The organism is Pseudomonas sessilinigenes (assembly GCF_003850565.1).
GTDB lineage: Bacteria > Pseudomonadota > Gammaproteobacteria > Pseudomonadales > Pseudomonadaceae > Aquipseudomonas > Aquipseudomonas sessilinigenes.
Window position 1 is genome coordinate 3,126,800 of the sequence record NZ_CP027706.1, and the last position, 23,916, is coordinate 3,150,715.

The 23,916-nt window shown below is 63.8% G+C and carries 19 protein-coding genes; 13 read left to right on the forward strand and 6 right to left on the reverse strand.

Annotated elements, in window-relative coordinates; translation table 11 throughout:
• Positions 1 to 23 precede the first annotated feature (23 nt).
• A complete protein-coding gene (locus tag C4K39_RS14485) occupies positions 24 to 1,115 on the forward strand; it encodes a polyamine ABC transporter substrate-binding protein (RefSeq protein ID WP_124346760.1) in 1,092 nt (363 codons plus the stop codon).
• 172 nt (positions 1,116 to 1,287) lie between these two features.
• On the opposite strand, the gene C4K39_RS14490 is transcribed toward C4K39_RS14485, so the two are convergent.
• From C4K39_RS14490 to C4K39_RS14510, 5 genes are all read right to left on the reverse strand, one after another.
• Entirely contained in the window at positions 1,288 to 2,049 is a 762-nt protein-coding gene (locus tag C4K39_RS14490) for an SDR family oxidoreductase (protein WP_068583417.1), read from the reverse strand.
• Positions 2,046 to 3,428, reverse strand: a complete 1,383-nt coding sequence (locus C4K39_RS14495; RefSeq protein ID WP_124346761.1) for an aspartate aminotransferase family protein — start codon at positions 3,426 to 3,428, stop codon at positions 2,046 to 2,048. The genes C4K39_RS14490 and C4K39_RS14495 overlap by 4 nt, the downstream gene beginning before the upstream one ends.
• 36 nt (positions 3,429 to 3,464) lie before the next feature.
• Positions 3,465 to 4,280 (reverse strand): molybdenum cofactor biosynthesis F family protein, encoded by an 816-nt coding sequence (locus C4K39_RS14500; RefSeq protein ID WP_124346762.1) that lies wholly within the window; start codon positions 4,278 to 4,280, stop codon positions 3,465 to 3,467.
• 89 nt (positions 4,281 to 4,369) lie between these two features.
• Positions 4,370 to 5,035, reverse strand: a complete 666-nt coding sequence (locus C4K39_RS14505) for a helix-turn-helix transcriptional regulator (RefSeq protein ID WP_068583425.1) — start codon at positions 5,033 to 5,035, stop codon at positions 4,370 to 4,372.
• A 129-nt stretch (positions 5,036 to 5,164) separates the two neighbouring features.
• Positions 5,165 to 6,499, reverse strand: a complete 1,335-nt coding sequence (locus C4K39_RS14510; RefSeq protein WP_083235972.1) for an aspartate aminotransferase family protein — start codon at positions 6,497 to 6,499, stop codon at positions 5,165 to 5,167.
• Positions 6,500 to 6,724: 225 nt separating this feature from the next.
• Between C4K39_RS14510 and C4K39_RS14515 the strand changes: the two genes are divergently transcribed.
• From C4K39_RS14515 to feaR, 4 genes are all read left to right on the forward strand, one after another.
• Positions 6,725 to 8,212, forward strand: coding sequence for an aldehyde dehydrogenase family protein (locus tag C4K39_RS14515; protein ID WP_124346763.1), 1,488 nt, complete (start codon positions 6,725 to 6,727; stop codon positions 8,210 to 8,212).
• A 129-nt stretch (positions 8,213 to 8,341) separates the two neighbouring features.
• On the forward strand, positions 8,342 to 9,862 hold the full coding sequence (locus C4K39_RS14520; protein ID WP_124346764.1) for an APC family permease: 1,521 nt from the start codon (positions 8,342 to 8,344) through the stop codon (positions 9,860 to 9,862).
• Positions 9,828 to 10,421 carry a DUF3156 family protein gene (locus tag C4K39_RS14525; protein WP_124346765.1) on the forward strand — a complete coding sequence of 198 codons (594 nt, stop codon included), beginning with the start codon at positions 9,828 to 9,830 and terminating at the stop codon, positions 10,419 to 10,421. The genes C4K39_RS14520 and C4K39_RS14525 overlap by 35 nt, the downstream gene beginning before the upstream one ends.
• 139 nt (positions 10,422 to 10,560) lie before the next feature.
• On the forward strand, positions 10,561 to 11,496 hold the full coding sequence (gene feaR / locus C4K39_RS14530) for a transcriptional regulator FeaR (RefSeq protein ID WP_124346766.1): 936 nt from the start codon (positions 10,561 to 10,563) through the stop codon (positions 11,494 to 11,496).
• Between the two features lie 187 nt (positions 11,497 to 11,683).
• Here the strand turns inward: feaR and C4K39_RS14535 are convergent, their stop codons facing one another.
• Complete coding sequence (locus C4K39_RS14535) at positions 11,684 to 12,487, reverse strand: helix-turn-helix transcriptional regulator (protein WP_124346767.1); 804 nt, start codon at positions 12,485 to 12,487, stop codon at positions 11,684 to 11,686.
• 206 nt (positions 12,488 to 12,693) lie between these two features.
• On the opposite strand from C4K39_RS14535, the gene C4K39_RS14540 reads away from it, so the two are divergent.
• The 8 genes from C4K39_RS14540 to C4K39_RS14575 all read left to right on the forward strand — a co-directional run bounded on the left by C4K39_RS14540 (position 12,694) and on the right by C4K39_RS14575 (position 23,831).
• Entirely contained in the window at positions 12,694 to 14,058 is a 1,365-nt protein-coding gene (locus tag C4K39_RS14540) for an APC family permease (protein WP_124346768.1), read from the forward strand.
• 9 nt (positions 14,059 to 14,067) lie between these two features.
• Positions 14,068 to 15,168 (forward strand): DmpA family aminopeptidase, encoded by a 1,101-nt coding sequence (locus tag C4K39_RS14545; RefSeq protein ID WP_124346769.1) that lies wholly within the window; start codon positions 14,068 to 14,070, stop codon positions 15,166 to 15,168.
• Positions 15,169 to 15,468: 300 nt separating this feature from the next.
• Positions 15,469 to 16,920 carry a serralysin family metalloprotease gene (locus C4K39_RS14550; protein ID WP_068588614.1) on the forward strand — a complete coding sequence of 484 codons (1,452 nt, stop codon included), beginning with the start codon at positions 15,469 to 15,471 and terminating at the stop codon, positions 16,918 to 16,920.
• A gap of 94 nt (positions 16,921 to 17,014) precedes the next feature.
• Positions 17,015 to 17,401, forward strand: coding sequence for an AprI/Inh family metalloprotease inhibitor (locus C4K39_RS14555; RefSeq protein ID WP_124346770.1), 387 nt, complete (start codon positions 17,015 to 17,017; stop codon positions 17,399 to 17,401).
• Between the two features lie 210 nt (positions 17,402 to 17,611).
• Positions 17,612 to 19,402, forward strand: a complete 1,791-nt coding sequence (locus C4K39_RS14560; RefSeq protein ID WP_068588620.1) for a type I secretion system permease/ATPase — start codon at positions 17,612 to 17,614, stop codon at positions 19,400 to 19,402.
• A gap of 14 nt (positions 19,403 to 19,416) precedes the next feature.
• Positions 19,417 to 20,733 (forward strand): HlyD family type I secretion periplasmic adaptor subunit, encoded by a 1,317-nt coding sequence (locus C4K39_RS14565; protein ID WP_416220665.1) that lies wholly within the window; start codon positions 19,417 to 19,419, stop codon positions 20,731 to 20,733.
• Between the two features lie 14 nt (positions 20,734 to 20,747).
• Positions 20,748 to 22,097, forward strand: coding sequence for a TolC family outer membrane protein (locus tag C4K39_RS14570; protein ID WP_496197117.1), 1,350 nt, complete (start codon positions 20,748 to 20,750; stop codon positions 22,095 to 22,097).
• Positions 22,098 to 22,145: 48 nt separating this feature from the next.
• Entirely contained in the window at positions 22,146 to 23,831 is a 1,686-nt protein-coding gene (locus C4K39_RS14575; RefSeq protein ID WP_124346772.1) for a polyurethane esterase, read from the forward strand.
• Positions 23,832 to 23,916: the final 85 nt, after the last annotated feature.

A 23,916-nucleotide genomic window follows, 5' to 3' on the forward strand; every position in this document is an offset into this window, starting at 1 on the left:
AAACCAACCACAGGTATCGCTCCATGACCCGCAAGACTCGCGCTTTGCTGCTGAGCCCGTTGTGCCTGGCCGCCGCCCTGGCCCAGGCCGCCGATACGGTGAAGATCTACAACTGGTCCGACTACATTGCACCGGACACCAACCGCCAGTTCCAGAAGGCAACCGGGATCGGTTTCACCTACGACGTCTATGACAGCAACGAAACCCTGGACGGTAAGTTGATGACCGGAAAATCCGGTTACGACGTGGTCTTTCCTTCCAACCACTTCATGGCCCGGCAGATCCAGGGCGGGGCCCTGAAGAAGCTCGACAAGACCCAATTACCCAACTGGCAGAACCTCAACCCGGTGCTGCTCAAGGCCCTTGAAGTCAATGACCCGGGCAACCAGTACGGCTTCCCCTATCTGTGGGGCTCCACCGGCATCGGCTACAACGTGGCCAAGGTCAAGGAGGTGCTCGGGGACGATGCACCATTGGATTCCTGGGACCTGATCTTCAAGCCCGAGTACATGCAGAAGTTGCAGAAGTGCGGGGTGGCGATCCTGGATAACGGCCCGGAACTGATACCGGCAGCCCTGAACTACCTGGGGTTGGCGCACCACAGCAAGAATCCGGCGGACTATAAAAAAGCCGAAGCCTTGCTGATGAAGGTCCGGCCTTATGTGAGCTATTTCCATTCCTCGAAGTACACCAGCGACCTGGCCAACGGCAATATCTGCGTGGCAGTGGGCTTTTCCGGTGACATCCTGCAAGCCGAAAGCCGCGCCAAGGAGGCCGGCAACGGTATCCAGATCGGTTACTCGATTCCCCGGGAAGGCACGCCGCTGTGGTTCGACATGGTGGCCATGCCGGTGGATGCCCCGGATGAAAAGGCCGGCTACGCCTACATGGACTACCTGCTGCGTCCAGAGGTGATGGCCGATATCAGCAACTACGTGCATTACGCCAATGGCAACCAGCAAGCCGACAGCCGGGTGGATCCGGCGATCAAGGACGACCCCAAGATCTACCCGAGCCCGGCGATGATGGACAAGCTGTTCGCCTTGCAGGCCATGCCGCTGGATATCGACCGGCTCCGTACCCGTTTGTGGAACAAGATCCGCAGCGGCAACTGACAACCCAAGCCGCTAACAGGCCTTTGAAAAAACCTAGGCGAGGCAGCCAGCGCAAGGCAAAAACAGGCGAAAAAGCGCAGTTTACGCGTGCTAAATGAGCATTTGACCGGGCTGGCGCACCCGCTTGTTTTTAATACCGCGATGGCACCGCAGGTGGTTTTTCAACGTCCTGCTAGATCTGGGTGTTCTCTGGAAGCACGGCGCCGCCATCCACCACCAGGGTCTGTCCGGTGATGTAGCCGGCCTGCCGCGAGGCCAGGAAGGCCATGGCCCAGGCGATGTCCTGGGGCGCCCCCAGGCGCTTGAGCGGAATGTGCCTGGCCAGGGCACCGGCATCCCCCAGGTTGTCGGTGGCCTGGGTGGCGATCAACCCCGGCTCGACGCCATTGACCGTGATCCCGTATTCCGCCAGCTCCAGCGCCGCAGCACGGATGAACCCGTTGACCCCGGCCTTGGACGCCGCGTAGTGGGCCAGCCCAGGAATCGCCGTGCGCGGCCCGGTGACCGAGGAGGTCACGACGATCCGCGGGTCCTGGGCCCGGCGCAGCGCCGGCAGCGCGGCCCGGGCCAGCCAGAAGCAGCTCTTGAGATTGACCGCCAGGGTGCTGTCCAGGGTCGCGTCCTCCAGTTCGGCGAGCCGCTGCATGGGGAAGATCCCGGCGTTGTGCAGCAGCAGGTCGAGGCCGCCGAAGGCCTGTTCGGTAGCGGCCACGGCCTGCTCGGCGGCGGCCCGGGTACCCAGGTCGATGGCCAGCAGCTCGGCGCAGCCGCCGGCCTCGCGGATCAGGCGCAGGGTCTCGGCGCCGGAGGCGGCGCTGCGGGTGGCCAGCATCACCTTGGCGCCCTGGGCGGCGAACAGCTGGGCGATGGCCCGGCCGATGCCCTGGCCGGAGCCGGTGACCAGGGCGATGCGTCCTGCCTGTTCGCCGCTCATGAACCTGCTCCCGGCAGCACCTGGGCCAGGCACTGGTCCAGCAGGTGGTTGTGCAGGTCCACCTGCTCCTCGCTGGCGCTGGGGCACAGCAGGGCCATGTTGTGGAACGGCGTCAGCAGCACCCCGCGATTGAGCAGGTACAGGTGCAGGTAGGCCTCGATCAGCCCGTGCCGCGCATGGTGGGCTTCGCCGCCGTTGCGCGGGGCATGGGGCATGAACAGGTACTCGACCCGGGCGCCGATGCGGGTCACGTGCCAGGGCAGGCGGTGGCGCTGGATGATCGCCTCGACCCCGGCCCGCAGGCGTTCGGCCAGCTGGAACATGCGTTGGTAGTTGGCCTCGTTCATCACCTCGCTGAAGGTGGCGCGCATGGCGGCCATCTGCAGGGCGTTGCCGGCCAGGGTGCCGCCAAAGCCGAAATGGTTGATCGCCTGGCCCGGCGCAAAGTGCGGCAGCACCTGCCAGATGCGCTCGGCCATGGCTTGGCTGGCGCCCCAGACCGCGGTGGGAATGCCCCCGGCGATGCACTTGCCGAGGACGAAGAAGTCCGGTTCCAGGCCATGCTCGCCACAATAGCCGCCAGGGCCGCAGGACAGGGTATGGGTCTCGTCGATGATCAGCGGCACGTCATAGCGCCGGGTCAGTTGCCGCAGGCCATCATGGAAGCCCGGCGCCGGCGGCACCATGCCGACGTTGGTCATGAAGGGTTCGGTGAGTACCGCAGCCACATCGCCATGGGCCAGGGCCGCCTCCAGGGCCGGCAGGTCGTTGAACTCCACCAGGCGGGTGGTGGCCTCGTGATGCAGGCCGTTGGCATGCACGCCTTCGCGGGGAATCATCTGGCCGCTGGCATCGAGCTCCACCTGGGACTCGTCGACGCTGCCGTGGTAGTTGCAGTTGAACACCAGCACTTTCTGCCGGCCGGTGATCATCCGGCACAGGCGCAAGGCGAAGCGATTGGCATCGGTGGCCGAGGTGGTGACCTGCCAATAGGGCAGTTTGAAGCGCCGGCTCAGCTCCTGGCCGACCCACAGGCTGTCTGCGGTGGGCAGCATCAGGGTCGAGCCATGCCGCGCTTGCTCGGCGATGGCTGCTGCCACCACCGGTTGGGCGTGGCCGAACATGGCCCCGGTATCGCCCAGGGCGAAGTCGGCGTACTGCTGGCCGTCGCAGTCGGTCAGGGTCGCGCCCTGGGCATCGGCCACCATGATCGGATACGAGCCGGGCCACTGCTGCATCCAGTGCAGCGGGGCACCGTAGAGCCAGTGCTCGAGGTTCTGGCGGTAGAAGGCACCGGAGCGCGGATGGCGCTCGGCAAACAGTTGTAGTTCGCTCTGGTAGCAGTCGGCGACGCGTTGCAGGTCGAGTCCCAGGGTCATGGCAAGGTCCTGTAAAAAGTGTGCGGTGGCAAAGGCTCAGGAATGGCTGGTGCGATTGAGCACCCGGGCCAGGGCGCCCACCGGGAAGTTGGCGAAGCTTTCGAAGTCCGCGCCCTGGTAGCCGAAGATCTTGCCGTCGCTGCGCCCGGCTGCGAGGTCGATCAGCACCAGGCCCAGGGTCGGGACGATCTTTTCCCGCCAGACGAACAGGTACAGCTGCTCGGCGACCTTGTAGTAGTGGCAACGGTCGGTGTCCGCCAGCCCTTGCTCGACGCCCTTGAGGCACTGCCAGCTGTAGAAATCGGCATTGAGGTAGACGTGTTCGTAGGCCTCGCTGGCGCTGTAGACGTACTGGTTGCGCAGGCCGACCAGTTCCTGGGTGGGGGCGTGCCGTGGCGTGTCGGCAGTGCACGGGCGGTCGATGGCGCCGTGCAGGAACTGCGCCTTGACGCTGGTCAGCTCGCCGCCGGCCAGGGCCCGGCTGAACAGATCGGTACGGGATTCTTCACGGCTGGGCATCTGCCCGAGGACGGCGGTGAAGCACTGGCGCTCCAGGTCCAGGACCAGGCTCACCGAATGGGTGGCGCCCTGGTCTTGCTTGAGAAAATCCACCAGGTACAGGCCGGGGCGCACGGAGGTGGCGCGGTAGGCCAGTTCCTCGCTGGCGGTTTCGCCGATGTTGTTCCAGCTCAGGGTGGTGGCGCCGAAGCGATGCTCGATCTGCCAGCCGTTGTCGAAGTGCAGGGTCAGGTGGCGTCCGGCCAAATCGTCGAGGGCGGGGAGGATATGGTTGTCGCCGGCAAACCCGTCGGCCAGGGCGCCGACGGTGATCCATTCAGGTTGCAGGTTCATGGCAAGGCTCTTGTTCGTTGTCGTAGAGCTGCATGTTCGGGCCTGGTGCGGCGCCTGCCCATCAACCGGATGGTTGAGTCCTGGCTGTTTCAGAGGAACAGCGTGCTTACCAGTTCGGTGCGGTTGCCCGCGCCGACCTTGCGGAACAGGTTGATCAGGTGGGTCTTGACCGTGGGCAGGCCCAGGTCCAGGCGCCGGGCGATGGTCTTGTTGTCCGCGCCGTCGCGCAGCAGCCAGGCGATTTCCCGCTCGCGGGGCGTCAGCCCGGCCAAGCGCGGGTCGGCCTCGGGGCACGGGGCCCGGGCGGCGATTTCCAGCAGCCCCTGCAAGGCTTGCAGGGTGGTCAGCTCATCGTTGCTGAAGCGCCCCAGGCTGGCGTCGCGCAGCAGCGAAAGCCCGGCGATGGGCCGCTGTTTGTCGCAGGCCAGGATCTCCACCACATCCAGCACTCCGTGGCGCTGCAGGAAGCCCTGGTACACCAGGGTGTCGTGACGATCCTGGCGGGCCATGCCCATGTGCAGCGACAGCACCGGGCGCCCGGCGGCCGCACACAACTGTGGTTGCAGCGGGTCGTAGCGCCGATAGCGTTGCAAGTAGGCCTGGTGCATTTGCTCGGGCATGCGGTACAGCGCGAAGTCTTGTGCTTGCAGTTGTGGGTCGATGCGGTAGAAGGCGCAGAGGGTGGCGGGCACTACCCGGGTGAAGGCAGCGATGCAGCGTTGGCCCAGCTCATGGGGCATGGCGACTGCGTTCATGGAAGACTCCTGGCTGCCCGCTGGGCAGGGGCTCGGGGCTGGCGCAGGTAGCGGGCCGCGCGATGGCGGCCGGCCATTGGAGAGTGCCGGCGCTGCCCGCTGCGAATGCGGGCAGTACCGGTGGGCCGGTCAGCGCCGGGCCTGGCTCAGGCCCTGGGCGAGGGCGTCGACGATGACATCCACCTGCGCCGGCTGGATCACCAGCGGCGGCGAGAGAATGATCTTGGTGCCCACCGGGCGCACCATGACCCCGTGCTCCCGGGCGATCTGCGCCACCTGGTTGGCGTAGCCGCTGGTGGGGTCGATGGGCTCGCGGGTGCTCTTGTCGGCCACCAGGTCCAGGGCCACCATCAGGCCCTGGCCACGCACTTCGCCAACGCTGTCGAAGCGTTCGACGAACGGCTGCAGCTTGGCCAGCAGGTAGTCGCCCATCTTCGCTGCGTTGGCCGGCAGGTCTTCCTTGACCACGATGTCCAGGCAGGCCAGGGCCGCGGCGCAGGCCACCGGATGCCCGGCGTAGGTGTAGCCGTGCATGATGGCGCCGGTGAAGTTGCCGTTCTTCTCGAACGCTTCCTCGATCCGCCGGTTGACCACAGTGGCGCCCAGGGGGATGTAGCCCGAGGTGATGCCCTTGGCCAGGCACATGATGTCGGGCTTGACCCCCCACAGGCGGCTGCCGAACATCGAGCCGCTGCGGCCGAAGCCGGTGACCACTTCGTCGGCGATCAGCAGCACGCCGTACTTGTCGCAAACCTCGCGGATCAATGGCCAGTAGTTGGCCGGCGGCACGATGACCCCGCCCGCGCCCTGGATCGGCTCGGCGATGAAGGCCGCCACGGTGTCCGGGCTCTGGAACTGGATTTCCCGCTCCAGCAGGTCGGCGCAGATCTTGCCCAGTTCTTCCGGGTCCTGGCTGTAGGGGTTGCGGTACAGCCAGGGGGTGTCGATGTGATAGCAGCCGGGCAGCAGCGGCTCGTAGTTGCGCCGGAACACCGTGTTGCCGTTGACCGAAGCACCACCGAAGTGGGTGCCATGGTAGCCCTGGCGCAGGGAAATGAACTTGGTGCGATCGGCCTGGCCCTCGAGCTTCCAGTACTGGCGAGCCAGCTTCAGGGCGCTTTCGATGGCGTCCGAGCCGCCCGAGCTGAAGGCCACGCGGCGCATGTCTTCAGGCTCCAGCAGGTTCATCAAGACCCGCGACAGTTCCTCGGCCCGAGGATGGCTGACCCCATCGAACAGCTGGAAGTACTCCAGCTCATCGAGCTGGGCGGTGATGGCCGCCTTCACTTCCTTGCGGTTATGGCCAACGTTGACGTTCCACAACCCGGCCACGCCATCCACCAGTTGACGGCCCTGGTCGTCGTACACATAGCAGCCATCGCCGCGCACGATGCGGATCGGCTCACGTTGCTTCATCTCGTTGGGGTGCAGCATGGGATGCCAGAAATGGCTTGCTTGGCTCACGTTGGATCTCCTGATAGGGCTCGAACAGCTTGGGGCCATTAGGGCGCGATTGGCCGACGTGTTGCTTGCCTCTGTGTGCCAGGGCATTTGATCCAGGCTGCCAAGGGTTTGTCGAGGCTGTCGGGCTTGGCAGCCAGCGCCAAGTTTTGCGGCAGCCAGGATCAAGACGACTCCCGGCTTTGGGCTCAGAGTCTCGGTCAACAGGTACAACCAAGAGGATTGACGATGAGCGTTGCCATCGACCCACGTGTCGCCGCATTCATAGACAGCCAGCACGGCCTGCTGATCGACGGTCATAGCCGCCCGGCGCTCTCCGGGGCGCGGATGCCGGTCCATAACCCGGCCACCGGCGAGCAATTGACCGAAGTGGCCATGGCCGCCCAGGCCGACATCGACCTGGCGGTGGGGGCCGCGCGCCGGGCCTTCGAGGGAGAGTGGAAGACGCTGCGTCCGGCCGACCGGGAACGCCTGCTGCTCAAGCTGGCGGATGTGCTGGAAGCCAATGGCGAGGAGCTGGCACAACTGGAAACCCTCAACAACGGCCAGTCGATCCACCTGGCCCGGGCCCTGGAAGTGGGCGCGGCGGCGGAGTTCACCCGCTACATGGCCGGTTGGGCGACCAAGATCGAGGGCAAGAGCCTGGATGTGTCCATTGCCGCAGTGCCCGGCGCGCAGTACCGGGCCTACACGGTGCCGGAGCCGGTGGGCGTGGTGGGGGCCATCGTGCCGTGGAACTTCCCGCTGCTGATGGCTATCTGGAAGATCGTCCCGGCCCTGGCCTGCGGTTGCACCGTGGTGCTCAAGCCGGCGGACGAGACCCCGCTCACCGCGCTGCGCCTGGGCCAGTTGTGCCTGGAGGCGGGCATCGCCCCCGGGGTGGTCAACGTAGTGACCGGCACTGGGGCCGGGGCCGGGGCGGCCTTGGCGGCCCATCCGGGCATCGACAAGCTGGCCTTCACCGGTTCGACCCAGGTGGGCAAGCTGATCGGTCATGCGGCGGTAGACAACATGACCCGATTTTCCCTGGAACTGGGTGGCAAATCGCCGGTGATCGTGCTCGATGACTGCGATCCGGACACCGCTGCCGCTGGCGCCAGTGCGGCGATCTTCTTCAACCAGGGCCAGGTTTGTACTGCTGGTTCGCGGCTGTACATCCAGCGCGGCATCTATCAGCAGGTGCTCGACCGGTTGGTGGCCATTGCCGGCTCGCTGAGCATCGGCCCGGGCCTGGACGAACAGGCGCAGATCAACCCGCTGATCTCGGCCAAGCAGCAGCGCCGGGTGCTGCAGATGGTCGAGCGCGGAGTCGAGGAGGGCGCGCGGGTGCTGTGTGGTGGTACGCCCTTTGGCGAGCGCGGCTTCTATGTCAGGCCCACGGTGGTGGCCGATGTGCAGGCCGGGCAGCAGCTGGTGCGCGAGGAAATCTTCGGCCCGGTGGTGGTCGCCATGCCTTTCGACACCCTGGAAGAGGTGGTGGCGCTGGCCAACGACAACCAGTACGGCCTGGGCGCGAGCATCTGGTCCAACGACCTGGGGCAGGTCATGCGACTGATCCCGCAGATCAAGGCCGGTACGGTCTGGGTCAACACCCACAACATGCTCGACCCCTCGATGCCCTTCGGTGGCTACAAGCAGTCCGGCATCGGTCGGGAAATGGGCCATGCGGCCATCGAGGCCTACACCGAGAACAAGTCGGTGTGCATCGCCTATTGAGCCACATCCCGCAGGCCAGCCCTGCGGGACGACTCCAGGCTGCGCCAGACAGCCGAGCATGGCGGCCACGCGTGCCCTTGAAATGCCTAGAACAACAATCATCAATCCCTGCTTTCGAGGTTTACCAGCATGTCGCTCAACGACAGACTCAACCGGCACCTGCACCAGGGTGTCGTCGGTTTTCCCACGGCGCTGGCCAGTGCCGTGGGCCTGATCATGGCCAGCCCGGTGATCCTCACCGCCACCACCGGTTTCGGCATCGGCGGCGGGGCCTTCGCCGCGGCCATGGTGATCGCCCTGCTGATGATGCTGGCGCAGTCCACCACCTTCGCCGAGGCGGCCTGCCTGTTGCCCACCAACGGTTCGGTCTATGACTACCTGGCCTGCGGCCTGGGGCGTTTCTTCGCCATTACCGGCACCTTGTCGGCCTACCTGATCGTCCATGTGTTTGCCGGCACCGCGGAAACCATCCTCAGCGGGGTCATGGCCCTGGTCAATTTCGAGTCCCTCAATACCCTGCTGGAGCAGAGCGGCAGCGCCTGGCTGGTGGGGGTGGGGCTGGTGCTGTTCTTTGGTCTGCTCAACGCCGTAGGGATCACAGCCTTCAGCCGCGCCGAGGTGATCCTGACCTTCGGCATGTGGAGCACCCTGATCATCTTCGGCGTAATGGGCGTGCTCAAGGCTCCGGCGGTGCAGCTCGATGGCTGGTTCGGTGCTTCCACGGTGGGTACCGACCTGCCCACCATCCTGTCCCTGGTGGGCATGGCGATGTTCATGTTCGTCGGCTGCGAGTTCGTCACGCCCCTGACCCCGGACGTACGCAAGGCCTCGCGGACCATTCCCCGGGCCATGGCCCTGGGGTTGGTGGGGGTGGCGGTGTGCATGTTCATCTATGGCGCGGCGATGAAGCGCCAGGTGGCCAACGTCGCCCTGAGCGAGGACGGCAGCGTGCACCTGCTGGAGACACCCATGGCCATCCCGCATTTCGCCGAGCAGATCATGGGCCCGTTCGGGCGTATCTGGCTGGGGATCGGCCTGCTGTTCGCCGGTGCCGCCACTATCAATACGCTGATGGCCGGGTTGCCGCGCATCCTCTATGGCATGGCCCAGGACGGCGCCTTGCCGAAGGTATTCACCTACCTGCACCCACGCTTCAAGACGCCGTTGCTGTGCATCGCCGTGGCGGTGCTGATTCCTTGCCTGCACGCCTGGTGGCTGGGTGGCAGCACCGACAGCATCATGCACCTGGTGCTGGCGGCGGTTTGTGCCTGGAGCACGGCGTATCTGTTGGTCACGCTGTCGGTGGTGATGCTGCGCATTCGCCGGCCGGACCTGCCGCGACCCTACAAGTCGCCCTGGTTCCCACTGCCGCAGATCCTCTCTTCGGTGGGCATCCTGCTGGGCATGTGGTTCATCACTCCACCGGGGATGAACCCGAGGGACATCTACTTGCCGTTCGGCAGCATGCTGGGCCTGACGGCGATTTATGCCCTGGCCTGGACCCTGCTGGTGCAGAAGGTCAATCCGTTTCGCCCGGTGCCGGTGGAAGAGGTGCTGGAGCAGGCGTTGGGGATGATTCCAGACGAGATCCCTGGTACCCGGGAGGGCATGGGCGATGAATCTTTCAAGCTGGCGACAAAATCTCTTTGAGTTCTGGCATCGGCCACCTTCGGGCTACCGCCCGGGACTGACCCTCAATCAGTTGCGGCGTGACCTTGCGGGGCTGGAGTTCGATGGGCAGGGCATGGCACGGGGGACTTTCCGTTGCCTGCAGCGCGGCCTGGCCTTCGAGGTGGCGGAGTGCCCCCAGGCCCAGTTCCTGATGCATATCGTGGCTTGCCAATGGTCCATGCGGGTGCCATGTGCCGGCCCGGGGCAGGCCCGAATCACCCTGCGCCATACCGGGGCGATCCGGCGCCAGGGGGTTGCCGCCCGGTTGCAGGTGGGCGATTCGGCCGACTGGGCGCCTCTTCTCCAGCGCCTGTGTCGGGATCGGCAGCTGCTTGAGGTGCTGCTGCCCCTGGATTTCAAGCGCCTGGAACTGTGTCGTGACGAGCGGGGCTGGCAGGTGACGCTGGAGCACTTCGGCGCCAGCGAGGTGGTCAACCGGCTACCGGGAATGCGTCGCTACATCCGTTTGAACACCGAGCAGCGCGAGGCGTTGCTGGGCAGTTTCAGCCATCTGCAACGCTTGTTGGGAGGCTACTGAACCGCGTACTGGCACAACCTCTGCTTGAGCCGCGACAGGTTATCCAGGTTGCCAGGTGCCTTGCCTGGCAAATAGATAACATGTTAATGATATTGCCATAACAACAATGGCGGTCTGAACCGGCTTTCGGAGGTGCACAGTGCTTGCTTCGCATAGTTTCAGTTCCTGGGTCGGCGCCCTGCAGGGCGTCTGCGGTCGATTTGATGCCCGTCCGGCGCGCAATCCGGCGTTGTTCATTGGCGAGGTCGGATTGCAGGACTACGCCGGGCTGGAGGTGGCGCAGATCCGTACCAACGCCGGGCTGATCTCCCGGCAGAGCACCACGGCCGACCATGACGACGATCGCCATTGCTTCCTGATCGTCCAGCGCAGCGGCCATGCGCGCCTGAGCCAGGACGGCGAGAGCGTTGAGCTGGCCCCGGGCGACATGGCCTTGCTCGATTCCGCTGGTGCTTGCGAGATCGTGCCCCATGGCCTGATCGAGCATGCCTCGTTCCATTTGTGCCGGGAGGAGGTCTACCGGCACCTGCCGGCCCAGCAGCGCAAGTTCGGCAAGCTGTCGCAAAACTGCGCCAGTGGCCGGTTGATGCGCCTGCTGGTGGAGCAGATCTGTGCCGGCGACCTCCACGGCTGCGCGGCGCAGCAGGAAGGGCTGGCCTTGCAGGAAGCGCTGATCGCCTTGCTCGGCCCGACCTTGCGCCATACCGCAGGCCTTGCCGGCCTCGACGAGGGCCTGCATGGCCCATGTCTTGGGGAGCAGGCGCGGCAATTGATCCAGCAATCGCTCAACGAGCCGAGCCTGACCCCGGTGTCCCTGGCCGGGCAACTGAATATCTCGGTGCGCCAGTTGTACCGATTGTTCGAGGAGCAGGGCGACAGCGTCTGTCGTTTCATCCAGCGTTCACGGCTCAAGCGCAGTGCGGCGGATTTGAGCAACCCGCACCTGCGCAACGAATCGATCACCGATATCGCCTTCAAGTGGGGCTTTACCGATTCGGCGCATTTCAGCCGCACCTTCAAGAAACATTTCGAACAGTCGCCCCGGGATTTCCGTGCGCGTTCATTGAATGCCTGAGGGCGTGTAGCCGCCGGCGTCGGTGGGGCGAGGCGATTCCCAGAAGGCCCTGCGGGCCTTGTCGCAGCCTTCCAAGCTCGGCAGCGGCTACAGGCCAGTGCTGTGTGTAGCCGCTGCCGCAGGCTGCGCCCGGGCGCGTAGCGGCCGCAAGGTTGGCGCAGTGGTGGATCGTTGAAGGCCGACAGGCTCAGGGGTTTTCCAGGTCGTGGCCCAGGGACTGGATGAACAACGAGAACAGCTCCGGCTGGCTGGAGATGTCCAGCTTGGCGTAGAGATGCCGGCGGTGGACCTTGACGGTGTCCGGGGAGATCTTCAGGCGCTCGGCCATGGCCTTGGAGGAGAACCCGCGCAGGATCAGCCGGGCGATCTCCAGCTCCCGCTCCGATAGCACGGCATGACCGAACTGGCTCAGGGCATCGCGCACCTGGCTGGCCATCTCGACGGCGGCTGGCACCTGGGGTTTGGCCTGGGTGTGCTGCCAGTGCTGCTGCATGAGCGGTAGCACCCAGGCGGCGAAGGTGGTGAGCAGGCCGACTTCATCGTTGCCGAATAGGCGCTGGCTACCCAGGGACAAGGACAGGGTGCCGGTTTCAGGCAGTTGCAGGATGAACTGCACTTCGTCCTCCAGCACGTTGTCGTGGAAATAGCTGAGGAAGTACTCGCTCTGGCGGAAGTGGTCCGGTGTCACTTCTTCCAGGCGATACAGGCCGCTGGGGTAGCCCTCGCGGCAGGCCTGGAAAAACGGGTCCAGCAGGTACATGCCACTCAGGTAGGTGACCATCGGGGCGGGCTTGCTGTTGGGCTGGGCATCGTACTCCTCGAGAACCTGTGGCAGGCCTTCGTGGGGGTAGAGCATCACCAGGGCGTTGTCGAACGGCGTGGCCTGATGCAGCAGCAGGACCAGCTGCTTCCAGAATCGCGGTTGGCCAATCAGCGTGAGGGCTCGTCCCAGGCTGCTATGCAGGCCGACTTCCCCGAACAGGTTACTCAAAGGTTGCGCTCCACCGATGTGCTGAAAATGCGTGATCACGGTTTCGTCGATTTACCCGATGCCGTCAAGGGGGAGTACTCCAATAGGGGAATTTCTCGCCAGCGAGCCACTGACTAGAGTGGCAGGCGTCAAGTGCGACCCAGAGCGCACCCGCCCGATGAATCTCGTTCCTGCCTCAGACCAACAATAAGCACGAGGATAACGATATGAGCTCTCCCTCTACGCCCGACGGCGTATTGAAACCCACCTTGAGCGTGTTCGACGTGGTGGCTATCACCGTGTCTGCAGTGACTCCCGCCAGTTCCGTGTTCGTGATCGCCCCCTTTGCCATCCATCAGGCCGGCAGCGGCGTGTTCCTGGCCTTCGTCATGGCGGGCCTGCTAGCGCTGATGTTCGCCTTCTGTTATGCCGAGCTGGGCCGGGCCCACAACAGTGCCGGCGGCGAATACGTGTATGCCAAGCGGGTGTTCGGCGGCCTTGCCGGCTATGCCACCTTCCTGACGGTGCTGGTGATGCTGCTGTTCATCCCGCCGGTCCTGGCCACGGGTGCCGCTACCTACCTGAACAACGCCCTGGGCACTCAGTACGATTCCCAGACCGTGGCCCTGGCGATCGTCACCTGCAGCTACCTGCTGGGCATCCTCAATATCAAGCTCAATGCCTGGATCACCGGGACCTGCCTGTTGCTGGAGGTAGCGGCGTTGCTGGTGATCGTCTGGCTGGGGTTCGGCAACGCTACGCAGCCGGTGAGCATCCTGTTGCAACCGCAGATCCTCGATCATGGCGTGCTGCAAGCGGCGCCCTGGGCCCTGGTGATCGGGGCGGTGGGCATCGGCCTGTTTGCCTATAACGGCTACGGCCCGGCGGTGTTGCTGGCCGAAGACATGAAGTGCGGGGGCCGCGGGGTGCACAAGGCGGTGCTCTGGTCCCTGGTACTGGTGGTGATCATCGAGCTGGTGCCGCTCACCGCGCTGCTTATCGGCGCACCCTCTTTGAGCGAGATGCTCGCCAGCCCCGATCCGATCGGCTACCTGCTCACCAGCCATGGCAACGAAACCCTGGCCCGGGTGGTCAGCGCCGGGATCTTCCTCTCGGTGTTCAATGCCATCGTCGCCATCGTGATCCAGATCGGCCGGGTCGTCTTCAGCAGCGGCCGCGATGCCCTGTGGACACCGGGCATCAATCGTCTGTTCACCCGTATCCACCCGCGCTGGGATTCGCCCTGGCTGGCCACCTTGTTCCTGGCGGTTCCTTCGGCGCTGCTCAGTTTCAGCTCGAACCTGGCGGACCTGACGTCCTTCAGCGTGCTGCTGATCATGCTGGTGTACCTGGTGGTGGCTCTGAGCGCGCTGATGAGCCGGGTCCTGCTGCGCGATCGCGAGCATCCCTATCGCATGCCGCTGTGGCCGGTGCCGGCGCTGCTGGCGGTGGTCGGTGCCGGGTACCTGCTGGTCAATCTGTTTCTCGACGCGTCCCTGCGGGACATCATGGTAATCATCGGCTTGCTGGCACTGTCGGTGATCCTCTATTGCACCAATGGCCGGTACAGCCCGGCGTTCCAGAAATTGTAAGGAGTGGTTATGCGAGCACGTGAAGTGGGTATCAGTCTGGGCCTGGGAACTCCCGGCCCGCTCAATGCGATTACCGATGTTGCCGGTATCCGGGTCGGCCACAGCACGCTGAAAACCAGCATCGGCGGCAAGCAGGTGCGCACTGGTGTGACGTTGATCGAGCCCCGGGCCGAGCATGCTCGTCTGCAGCCGTGTTTCGCCGGTTGCCATGTGCTCAATGGCAATGGCGATGCCACGGGCCTGGAGTGGATTCGCGAGGCTGGAACCCTGACCACGCCGATCGCCATTACCAATACCCATAGCGTGGGTGTGGTGCGCGATACGCTGATTGCCCTGGAGCGCGAGGCGCTGGCCGATCCTTCGGTGTACTGGTGCATGCCGGTGGTGATGGAGACCTTCGATGGCCTGTTGAACGATATCTGGGGCCAGCACGTGGGGCCCGCGCAAGTGCGTGAGGCCATGTCCAGGGCCGAATCCGGACCGGTCGCCGAAGGGGCGGTTGGCGGGGGCACTGGAATGATCTGCCACGAGTTCAAGGGTGGCATCGGTACCGCGTCCCGACGGCTGCCGGCGGAGCAGGGTGGCTATACCGTCGGGGCGCTGGTCCAGGCCAACCACGGCAAGCGCGTGGAGTTGCGGGTCGATGGTTATCCCGTGGGACGCCACCTGAGCGAGATCGTCTCGCCCTTCGCTGAGCGTGGCACCCCGGGCATGGGTTCGATCATCGTGATCCTGGCCACCGATGCACCGCTGTTGCCGCACCAGTGCCAACGCCTGGCCCAGCGCGCATCCATCGGCATCGCCCGCACCGGCGGTGGCACCGAGGATGCCAGCGGCGACATCTTCCTGGCCTTTGCCACAGGAAACCGGGACTTGCCCACTGCCGACTACACGCTCGAGGAATCAGGGCGGACGACGCCGGTGACGATGCTCAACAACGATCAGATCTCTCCGCTGTTCAGTGCTGCTGCCGAGGCCGTGGAGGAGGCGATCATCAATGCCCTGCTGGCCGGCGAGCCGATGACCAGTGCCGACGGTGTGCAAGTTCCGGCACTGACGGCGCAGATACTCAAGGATGCCCTGCAAGCGACGGGTTGGAGCATGAAGTAAGAGGCGGAAAAGTGGGACGTAGTTGGCATAACTTCATATGAGGATATTTAATAATTAAATTGTAGATTGTCGGACAATGGCTGCCGCCAATCAGTTGGAAAAGGAATATTTCGACTGGGCAGTCATTGTTTTCGGGAGTTTCGTGGAACAGTGGAAATTGACGTCAAAAAAGTAGTGGACGTTTGATTTCGAATTGTGTCAGTTTCCTTGCGCCTGCTTAAGGCGAGTGATAGGACGATCTCGCCAGGGATTGTCGCTATCTGACAAAAACTGTTCCATTGATTACAAGGAAGTGTGTTTATGTCGAAAGTAAAAGTGAATGACGCTATTGATGCAGCTGAACAACAACTGGTGCCTCTGGCCGCAGCAAGTTCGGCGTATAACCAGATCAATAGCTTCAGCCACCAGTATGATCGTGGCGGCAATCTCACGGTCAATGGCAAACCTTCGTTCTCGGTCGACCAGGCAGCTACGCAGATCCTGCGTGACGGTGCTTCCTACAAGGACCTGAACGGCAATGGCAAGATCGATCTGACCTATACCTTCCTGACCTCGGCGACCCAGGCCACCATGAACAAGCATGGTATCGCCGGGTTCAGCCAGTTCAGCGCCCAACAGAAAGCCCAGGCCGTGCTGTCCATGCAGTCCTGGGCCGACGTGGCCAATGTGGTCTTCACCGAGAAGGCTTCCGGTGGTGACGGCCACATGACTTTCGGCAACTACAGCAGCGGCCAGGATGGCGCGGCGGCATTTGCCTATCTGCCGGGCACTGGCGCAGGTTATGACGGTACTTCGTGGTACCTGATCAACAGCAGCTATACCCCGAACAAGACCCCTGACCTGAACAACTATGGCCGTCAGACCCTGACCCATGAGATCGGTCACACCCTGGGCCTGGCCCACCCTGGCGACTACAACGCCGGGAATGGCAACCCGACCTACAAGGATGCCACCTACGGGCAGGACACCCGTGGCTACAGCATCATGAGCTACTGGAGTGAAAGCAATACCAGCCAGAACTTCAGCAAGGGCGGGGTCGAAGCCTATTCGTCCGGTCCGCTGATCGATGATATCGCTGCCATCCAGAAGCTCTACGGTGCCAACTACGCCACCCGTGCCGGTGACACCACCTACGGCTTCAACTCCAACACCGGGCGCGACTTCTACAGCGCGACCTCGTCGGCCGACAAGCTGGTGTTCTCGGTATGGGACGGTGGCGGCAACGACACCCTGGACTTCTCTGGTTTCACCCAGAATCAGAAGATCAACCTCAATGAGACTTCGTTCTCCGATGTTGGTGGCCTGATCGGCAACGTTTCCATTGCCAAGGGTGTGACCGTAGAGAACGCCATCGGCGGTTCGGGCAACGACCTGTTGATCGGTAACAACGTCGCCAACGAGCTCAAGGGTGGTGCCGGCAACGACATCATCTACGGCGGTGGCGGTGCCGATAAACTGTGGGGCGGTTCCGGCGCGGACACTTTCGTGTTCGGTGCCAGCACCGATTCCAAGCCGGGTGCGGCCGACCAGATCATGGATTTCGTCAGTGGCCAGGACAAGATCGATCTGACCGGTATCACCAAGGGTGCGGGCCTGCACTTCGTCAACGCCTTCAGCGGCGCGGCGGGTGATGCGATCCTCAGCACCTCCGGTGGTGTCAGCACCCTGTCGGTGGACTTCTCCGGGCACGGCGTGGCGGACTTCCTGGTCACCACCATCGGCCAGGCAGCAGTCAGCGACATCGTTGCCTGAGTGAAGTAGACGCGGGGCGCTGCCGATGCGGCGCCCTGTGTTCTTGCATCGGCCCTGGCAACTGGGCGAGTCTACCGGGCGGACGGAGTACCTTATGACCCCACACACCCTGAGTCGCAAGGCGGCCATCTGGCTGGTGGCGACGTTGATGATGTTTTATGGAGCGATGAGCATGGCAAGTAGCCTGCGTTTGGCGGACCCCTCGGAACTGGTTGGGCATTGGCAGCTGCAGCAGGAGGCCCGCCCGGGCACCGCGTGCACCCTGGACTTGTTGCAGAACGCTGCCCTGGGGGCGGGCGCCGACTGCCTGTCGCAATGGGTCGGGGAAGCCGTTGTCGGCTGGTTCCCGGAGCCCGATGGCATCGCCATCACCGGGCGTGAAGGTTCGAAAGTGATTTTCTTCAGCCGCCAGCAAGAGGGGGTGTATGAAGCACGCCTCAAGGCCGACGAGCTGATAGTTCTACAGCGTGCGGCTAATTAACGGTCGAGGTTGTTCGTTCTGTATTGGATGGGCGCTGGATTGTTTCTCGATTGAACGACAGGAGTATGTTCGGGTTGCTGTTGCAGACAGCGGTCCGAATTATCTGTGTCCGCAGGCTTTATGAATTAAAAAGAGCAATTAACTAGTTATGTACTAGATTGGTTCTTCGCAAATGGACGCGGACTAACAGCTCAGGGAAATGGTTAAAAAATGGTGAAGAACTCTCATCCTGCACCTCCACTGTTCAAGGCACTGGGCGAATATAAAGGCATCTTGATCAGCGTCGGTTGTTTTACCGCGTTGATTAACTTGCTAATGCTGGTTCCTTCTATCTATATGCTGCAAGTGTATGACCGGGTGCTGTCTTCGCAGAACGAAACCACCCTGGCGATGCTGTCGCTGATGGTGGTGGGGTTCTTCGTGTTCATCGGCCTGCTGGAGGTGCTGCGCAGCTTTATCGTGATCCGCATCGGCAGCCAATTGGAGCGACGCTTCAACCTGCGGGTCTACCAGGCTGCGTTCGAGCGTAACCTGGCCCGGGGCGAAGGCCATGCCGGGCAGTCCCTGGGCGATCTGACCCATATCCGCCAGTTCCTCACCGGGCCGGCGTTGTTCGCCTTCTTCGATGCGCCCTGGTTTCCCATCTATCTGCTGGTGATCTTTGCCTTCAATATCTGGCTGGGCGTCATGGCCACGGTGGGCGCGGTGATGCTGATCGGCCTGGCCTACCTGAATGAGGGCTTGACCAAGAAGCCCCTGAGCGAAGCCAGCGGTTTTTCGCAGCAGTCCACGCAACTGGCCACCAGTCATTTGCACAACGCCGAGACTATCCAGGCCATGGGCATGCTGGGCGCCTTGCGCAAGCGTTGGTTTGGCGTGCATTCGCGTTTTCTCGGCCTGCAGAACCAGGCCAGCGATACCGGCGCGGTGATCAGCTCCCTGAGCAAGACCTTGCGCCTGTGCCTGCAATCCTTGGTGCTGGGCCTGGGGGCCTTGCTGGTGATCAAGGGCGACATGACCGCCGGGATGATGATCGCCGGATCGATTCTCATGGGCCGGGTGCTGAGCCCTATCGACCAGTTGATCGCCGTCTGGAAGCAATGGAGCTCGGCCAAGCTGGCCTACCGCCGCCTGGATGCGCTGCTGGGCGAGTTCCCTCCCAGCGACACCGCCATGTCGCTGCCAGCCCCCAAGGGCGAGGTCAGTTTCGAACAGGTCAGTGCCGGCCCTCCCGGGCGCCGGGTCGCGACCCTGCAGCAAGTCAATTTCAGCCTCCATGCCGGCGAGGTACTGGGGGTGCTGGGAGCCTCGGGTTCCGGCAAGTCGACCCTGGCCCGGGTGCTGGTCGGCGTGTGGCCAACCCTGGCTGGCGTAGTGCGCCTGGACGGCGCTGACATCCACCGCTGGAACCGTGATGAGTTGGGCCCCTACATCGGCTACCTGCCTCAGGATATCGAGCTGTTCACCGGCAGCATTGCCGAGAACATCGCGCGTTTTCGCCAGGCCGACCCGGAGCAGGTGGTCCAGGCTGCGCAACTGGCAGGCGTGCACGAGCTGATCTTGCGCCTGCCCCAGGGCTACGACACGGTGCTGGGGGATGACGGCAGCGGCCTGTCCGGCGGTCAGAAGCAGCGGGTGGCCCTGGCTCGGGCCCTGTACGGCAACCCCAGCCTGGTGGTACTCGACGAACCCAACTCGAATCTCGACACCGTTGGTGAAAGTGCCCTGGCGGCAGCAATCGCCCAGCTCAAGGCCCGGGGTACCAGCGTGGTGCTGGTGACCCACCGCTCTTCGGTACTGGCCCTGGCCGACAAGCTGCTGGTGCTCAACGAAGGTCGATTGCAAGCCTTCGGCCCCAGCCAGGAAGTACTCAAGGCACTGTCCGGCGCGCAACAGACCCAGGCCCAGGATGCGCCTCGGGAGCGACCCGCGGCAGCAGCTCCCGGCGGCTTGAGCATGAGCCGCCAGTATCAGGCCCCTACGCGCAATCAAGGCGCATGAGCAAGGACAGCAGCATGATGATCGAACAGGACTACGCGCCGGAGCGGGTCGAACGCGATGCCGGGTTTTTTGTGCGCATGGGTTGGCTCCTGGCATTGGCAGGGGCTGGCAGCTTCTTCGCATGGGCGGCCCTGGCGCCCCTGGACCAGGGGATACCGGTGCAAGGCACCGTGGTGGTGTCGGGCAAGCGCAAGGCCGTGCAGTCCATGAGCAGCGGCGTGGTCAGCCGCATCCTGGTACGTGAAGGCGAAAGCGTGAAGCAGGGCCAGCCGCTGTTCCGCCTGGACCAGACCCAGGTAGCGGCGGATGTGCAATCGCTGCAAGCCCAGTACCGCATGGCCATGGCCAGCCTGGCGCGCTGGCGCAGCGAGCGCGACGGCCTCAAGCAGGTGGATTTTCCCGCGTCATTGACAAACAGCGACGATCCGCGCCTGGCCCTGGTGCTCGAGGGCCAGCGGCAGTTGTTCAGCAGCCGGCGCGAGGCCTTTTTGCGCGAGCAAGCGGCAATCCGCGCCAATATAGAGGGCGCTACCGCGCAACTGGCCGGCATGCGCCGGGCCCGCAGCGACCTGGGCAGCCAGGCCGAGTCCCTGCGCCAGCAACTGGGCAACCTGCAACCCTTGGCCGACAACGGCTACATTCCCCGCAACCGCCTGCTGGAATACCAGCGCCAGCTGTCCCAGGTTCAACAGGAACTGGCGCAGAACACCGGTGAGAGCGGGCGAGTGGAGCAGGGCATCCTCGAGTCCCGGCTCAAGCTGCAGCAGCATGGCGAGGAATACCAGAAGGAGGTACGCAGCCAACTGGCGGAAGCCCAGCTCAAGACCCAGACCCTGGAGCAGCAATTGACTTCCGCCGGGTTCGACTTGCAGCACAGCGAGATCATCGCTACCGCCGACGGCATTGCAGTCAACCTCGGGGTCCATACCGAGGGCGCGGTGGTGCGCCAGGGCGACACGCTGCTGGAGATCGTGCCCCAGGGCACGCACCTGGAAGTGGAAGGGCGCCTGCCGGTGAACCTGGTGGACAAGGTCGGCAGCCAGTTGCCCGTCGATATTCTCTTTACCGCGTTCAACCAGAGTCGCACACCCCGGGTCTCCGGCGAGGTCAGCCTGGTGTCCGCCGACCAGATGATCGACGAGCGTACCGGCATGCCGTACTACGTGCTGCGCAGCAGCGTCAGCGACCAGGCCATGGAGAAGCTCAACGGGCTGGTGATCAAGCCCGGTATGCCGGCGGAGATGTTCGTTCGCACCGGTGAGCGTTCGTTGCTCAACTACCTGTTCAAGCCCCTGCTCGACCGGGCTGGCTCTGCACTGACCGAAGAATAAGGATGTCGCGTCGTATGAGTAAGCTTTCCATCCTCGCTGCAACCTTGGCTTTGCTGGTGTGCCAGGGGGCCCAGGCCATGGGGCCGTTCCAGGTCTACGAACTGGCCGTGCGCAACGATCCGGTGTTTCTCGCCGCGATCAAGGAGCGCGATGCCGGGCTTGAAAACCGCATCATCGGCCGCGCCGGGTTGCTGCCCAGGCTCAGCTACAACTACAACAAGGGCCACAACAACTCCAAGGCGACCTACCCCAGCCCTCGGGGCGGCAACCAGACCGACAAGCGCAACTACGACAGCTACGGCTCGTCACTGACCCTGCAGCAACCGTTGTTCGACTACGAGGCCTATGCCAGCTATCGCAAGGGCGTAGCCCAGGCGTTGTTCGCCGACGAAAACTTTCGCAGCAAGAGCCAGGAACTGTTGCTCAGGGTCCTGGACTACTACACCAAGGCCCTGTTCGCCCAGGACCAGATCGACATTGCCCTGGCCAAGAAGAAGGCCTTCGACCAGCAGTTCCAGCAGAATCGCCACCTGTTCGAGCGGGGCGAGGGCACGCGTACCGATATCCTCGAGGCCGAGTCGCGTTACGAGCTGGCCACTGCCGAGGAGATCCAGGCCCGGGACGAACAGGATGCGGCCCTGCGCGAATTGGCGGCGCTGATCGGTGAACCGGCCATCGATGTGCGAGACCTGGACCCGCTGCAAGAGAGCTTCCAGTCGTTCGCCCTGAGCCCGGCCACCTATGACAGTTGGCATGAGATCGCCCTGAGCAACAACCCGATGCTGGCCTCCCAGCGCCAGCGGGTGGAAGTGGCCCGCTACGAGGTGGAGCGTAACCGCGCCGGGCACCTGCCCAGGCTCAGCGCCTACGCCACCTCGCGCCAGAACGAGTCCGAGAGTGGCAACACCTATAACCAGCGCTACGACACCAACACCATCGGGATCGAGATCAGCATGCCGCTCTACGCTGGCGGCGGGGTCTCGGCCTCGACCCGCCAGGCCAGCCGCAATATGGAACAGGCCGAATACGAGCTGGACGGCAGGACCCGGGAAACCCTGATTGAACTGCGCCGGCAATTCAGTGCCTGTCTATCTGGGGTGAGCAAGTTGCGCGCCTATCAGAAGGCCCTGACGTCGGCCGAGGCGCTGGTGGTCTCCACCAAGCAGAGCATCCTCGGGGGCGAGCGGGTCAACCTTGACGCGCTGAACGCCGAACAGCAGCTGTACACCACCCGGCGCGACCTGGCCCAGGCCCGTTACGACTACTTGATGGCCTGGACCAAGTTGCACTACTACGCAGGCACCCTGCGTGAAGCAGACCTGGCCAGGGTCGATGAGGCTTTCGGCCAACGTACAGTGCCCTAGGCCTTTGCCGAAGGACGTGGGCACAGGGATGAAAAAAGGAGAAAGCAGATGAGCATCTTCGATTACAAGAACGCCCTTGGCAGTGCCGGTAAAGCCCAGTACAGCGACGCCATTACCCTGGCCCTGTATGCCTCGACCCCCACGGGGCAACCGTTGCCGGGGACGTCCTGGCGGCCGATCAGCGCGACGCAGCTGGGCTATGAGGGCAACGTCAGCGCCCAGGGCACCATTTCCGGCGAACAGGCGTCGGTCAGCGATGCCCAGGTGGAGATCCTTGGCAAGTACGACGCCAGTGGGCAGTTGCTGTCCATCGGCATCAGCTTTCGTGGCACCGACAGCCTCGCCGATGCGGTGAACGACCTGCAGGCGGCGTTCTCCCCGGGCTTTGCCGACAACTACAGCCGCCTGGCCTTCGACAACCTGCTGGGCAAGGTCGCTGCCTTCGCCGCTGCCCAGGGCCTGGCCGGCAAGGACGTGCTGGTCACCGGGCACAGCCTGGGCGGGCTGGGGGTCAACAGCCTGGCCGCCATGAGCGGCGAGCACTGGGGCGGTTTCTTCAAGGATGCCAACTATGTGGCCTTCGCCTCGCCGACCCAGAGCGCCAATAGCCAACAGGTACTGAACATCGGCTATGAGAACGATCCGGTATTCCGGGTGTTGGACGGTACCCACTTCAACGGCTCGTCCCTGGGCACCCACGACCGGCCCCAGGAGTCGGCGACCAACAATATCGTCAGCTTCACCGATCACTATTCGTCGCTGCTGGGCAAGCTGGTGCCCCAGAGCATCCTCAACCCGGCATCCTGGTCGGCCCATAGTGCAGTGGACTACGCCGCGGGCCTGAATCGCCTGGTCGCCTCGGATTTCTATGACCTGACCAGTCGCGATTCCACGGTGGTGATCTCCAACCTGTCCGAGGGCAAGCGCGACCAGGTCTGGGTCAAGGACCTCAACCTCTACGCCGAGCAGCACACCGGCAGCACCTTCATCATCGGCACCGATGGCAACGACCTGCTGCACGGCGGCAAGGGCAACGACTACCTGGACGGCGGTGCTGGCGATGATCGGTTCCGCGATGACGGCGGCTACAACATCATCCACGGTGGCCAGGGCCATAACGTGCTGGAGCTGCGCCAACCCTTGCAGAACTTCTCCATCGCCAACGACGGCGACGGCACCTTGTACATCCGCGATGCCTACGGCGGTATCAGCATGACCCGCGATATCGGGGCGCTGGTCAGCCACGAGCAGGGCAGCTTCTGGCAGTGGGGCGGTCGGGACGTCACCTACAGCCTTAGCGCCGACGGCATGTTCGATGGCCATGCGTGGTACGCCTACAACCATTCCCTCAATGGCGATGGCTATGGCAACACCCTGCTGGCCGGCGTCGATGGCGACTGGTTGTTCGGCCATGATGGCAACGACTTCCTGGGCAGCGACAGGCCCAACGTGACCTTCGTCGGTGGCAGCGGCAATGACGTGATGCAGTCCGGCGGTGGCGGGGTGAACACCTTTTTGTTCAGCGGCAACTTCGGCAATGACCTGATCCACGGTTACCAGGCCAGCGACAAGCTGGTGTTCATGGGCGTACCGGGGATCGACGCCCACTACGACTACAACCAGCACGTGTCCCAGGATGGCAACGACACCTTGCTCAAGGTCGGCGACTACTCCGTGACGCTGCTGGGCGTTGGTATTGAGGGACTCAACGGCTCAAGCTTCGTTTTCGCCTGAAGCCGAGGTAACAGGCCAGGGGCGGGTGAGCGCCCCTGGTTCGATAGGGCCGCAAGCTTGCGGCCAGGCAACGCAGCGGTATATC

Bases quoted from the DNA above. Each gene is read 5' to 3' on its own strand.
- C4K39_RS14540 (WP_124346768.1), top strand. From the start codon at position 12,694: ATGAGCTCTCCCTCTACGCCCGACGGCGTATTGAAACCCACCTTGAGC.
- C4K39_RS14490 (WP_068583417.1), bottom strand. From the start codon at position 2,049: ATGAGCGGCGAACAGGCAGGACGCATCGCCCTGGTCACCGGCTCCGGC.
- C4K39_RS14565 (WP_416220665.1), top strand. From the start codon at position 19,417: ATGATGATCGAACAGGACTACGCGCCGGAGCGGGTCGAACGCGATGCC.
- C4K39_RS14575 (WP_124346772.1), top strand. From the start codon at position 22,146: ATGAGCATCTTCGATTACAAGAACGCCCTTGGCAGTGCCGGTAAAGCC.
- C4K39_RS14570 (WP_496197117.1), top strand. From the start codon at position 20,748: ATGAGTAAGCTTTCCATCCTCGCTGCAACCTTGGCTTTGCTGGTGTGC.
- C4K39_RS14515 (WP_124346763.1), top strand. From the start codon at position 6,725: ATGAGCGTTGCCATCGACCCACGTGTCGCCGCATTCATAGACAGCCAG.
- C4K39_RS14550 (WP_068588614.1), top strand. From the start codon at position 15,469: ATGTCGAAAGTAAAAGTGAATGACGCTATTGATGCAGCTGAACAACAA.
- C4K39_RS14520 (WP_124346764.1), top strand. From the start codon at position 8,342: ATGTCGCTCAACGACAGACTCAACCGGCACCTGCACCAGGGTGTCGTC.
- C4K39_RS14545 (WP_124346769.1), top strand. From the start codon at position 14,068: ATGCGAGCACGTGAAGTGGGTATCAGTCTGGGCCTGGGAACTCCCGGC.
- C4K39_RS14505 (WP_068583425.1), bottom strand. From the start codon at position 5,035: ATGAACGCAGTCGCCATGCCCCATGAGCTGGGCCAACGCTGCATCGCT.
- C4K39_RS14525 (WP_124346765.1), top strand. From the start codon at position 9,828: ATGAATCTTTCAAGCTGGCGACAAAATCTCTTTGAGTTCTGGCATCGG.
- C4K39_RS14495 (WP_124346761.1), bottom strand. From the start codon at position 3,428: ATGACCCTGGGACTCGACCTGCAACGCGTCGCCGACTGCTACCAGAGC.
- C4K39_RS14485 (WP_124346760.1), top strand. From the start codon at position 24: ATGACCCGCAAGACTCGCGCTTTGCTGCTGAGCCCGTTGTGCCTGGCC.
- C4K39_RS14555 (WP_124346770.1), top strand. From the start codon at position 17,015: ATGACCCCACACACCCTGAGTCGCAAGGCGGCCATCTGGCTGGTGGCG.
- C4K39_RS14560 (WP_068588620.1), top strand. From the start codon at position 17,612: ATGGTGAAGAACTCTCATCCTGCACCTCCACTGTTCAAGGCACTGGGC.
- C4K39_RS14500 (WP_124346762.1), bottom strand. From the start codon at position 4,280: ATGAACCTGCAACCTGAATGGATCACCGTCGGCGCCCTGGCCGACGGG.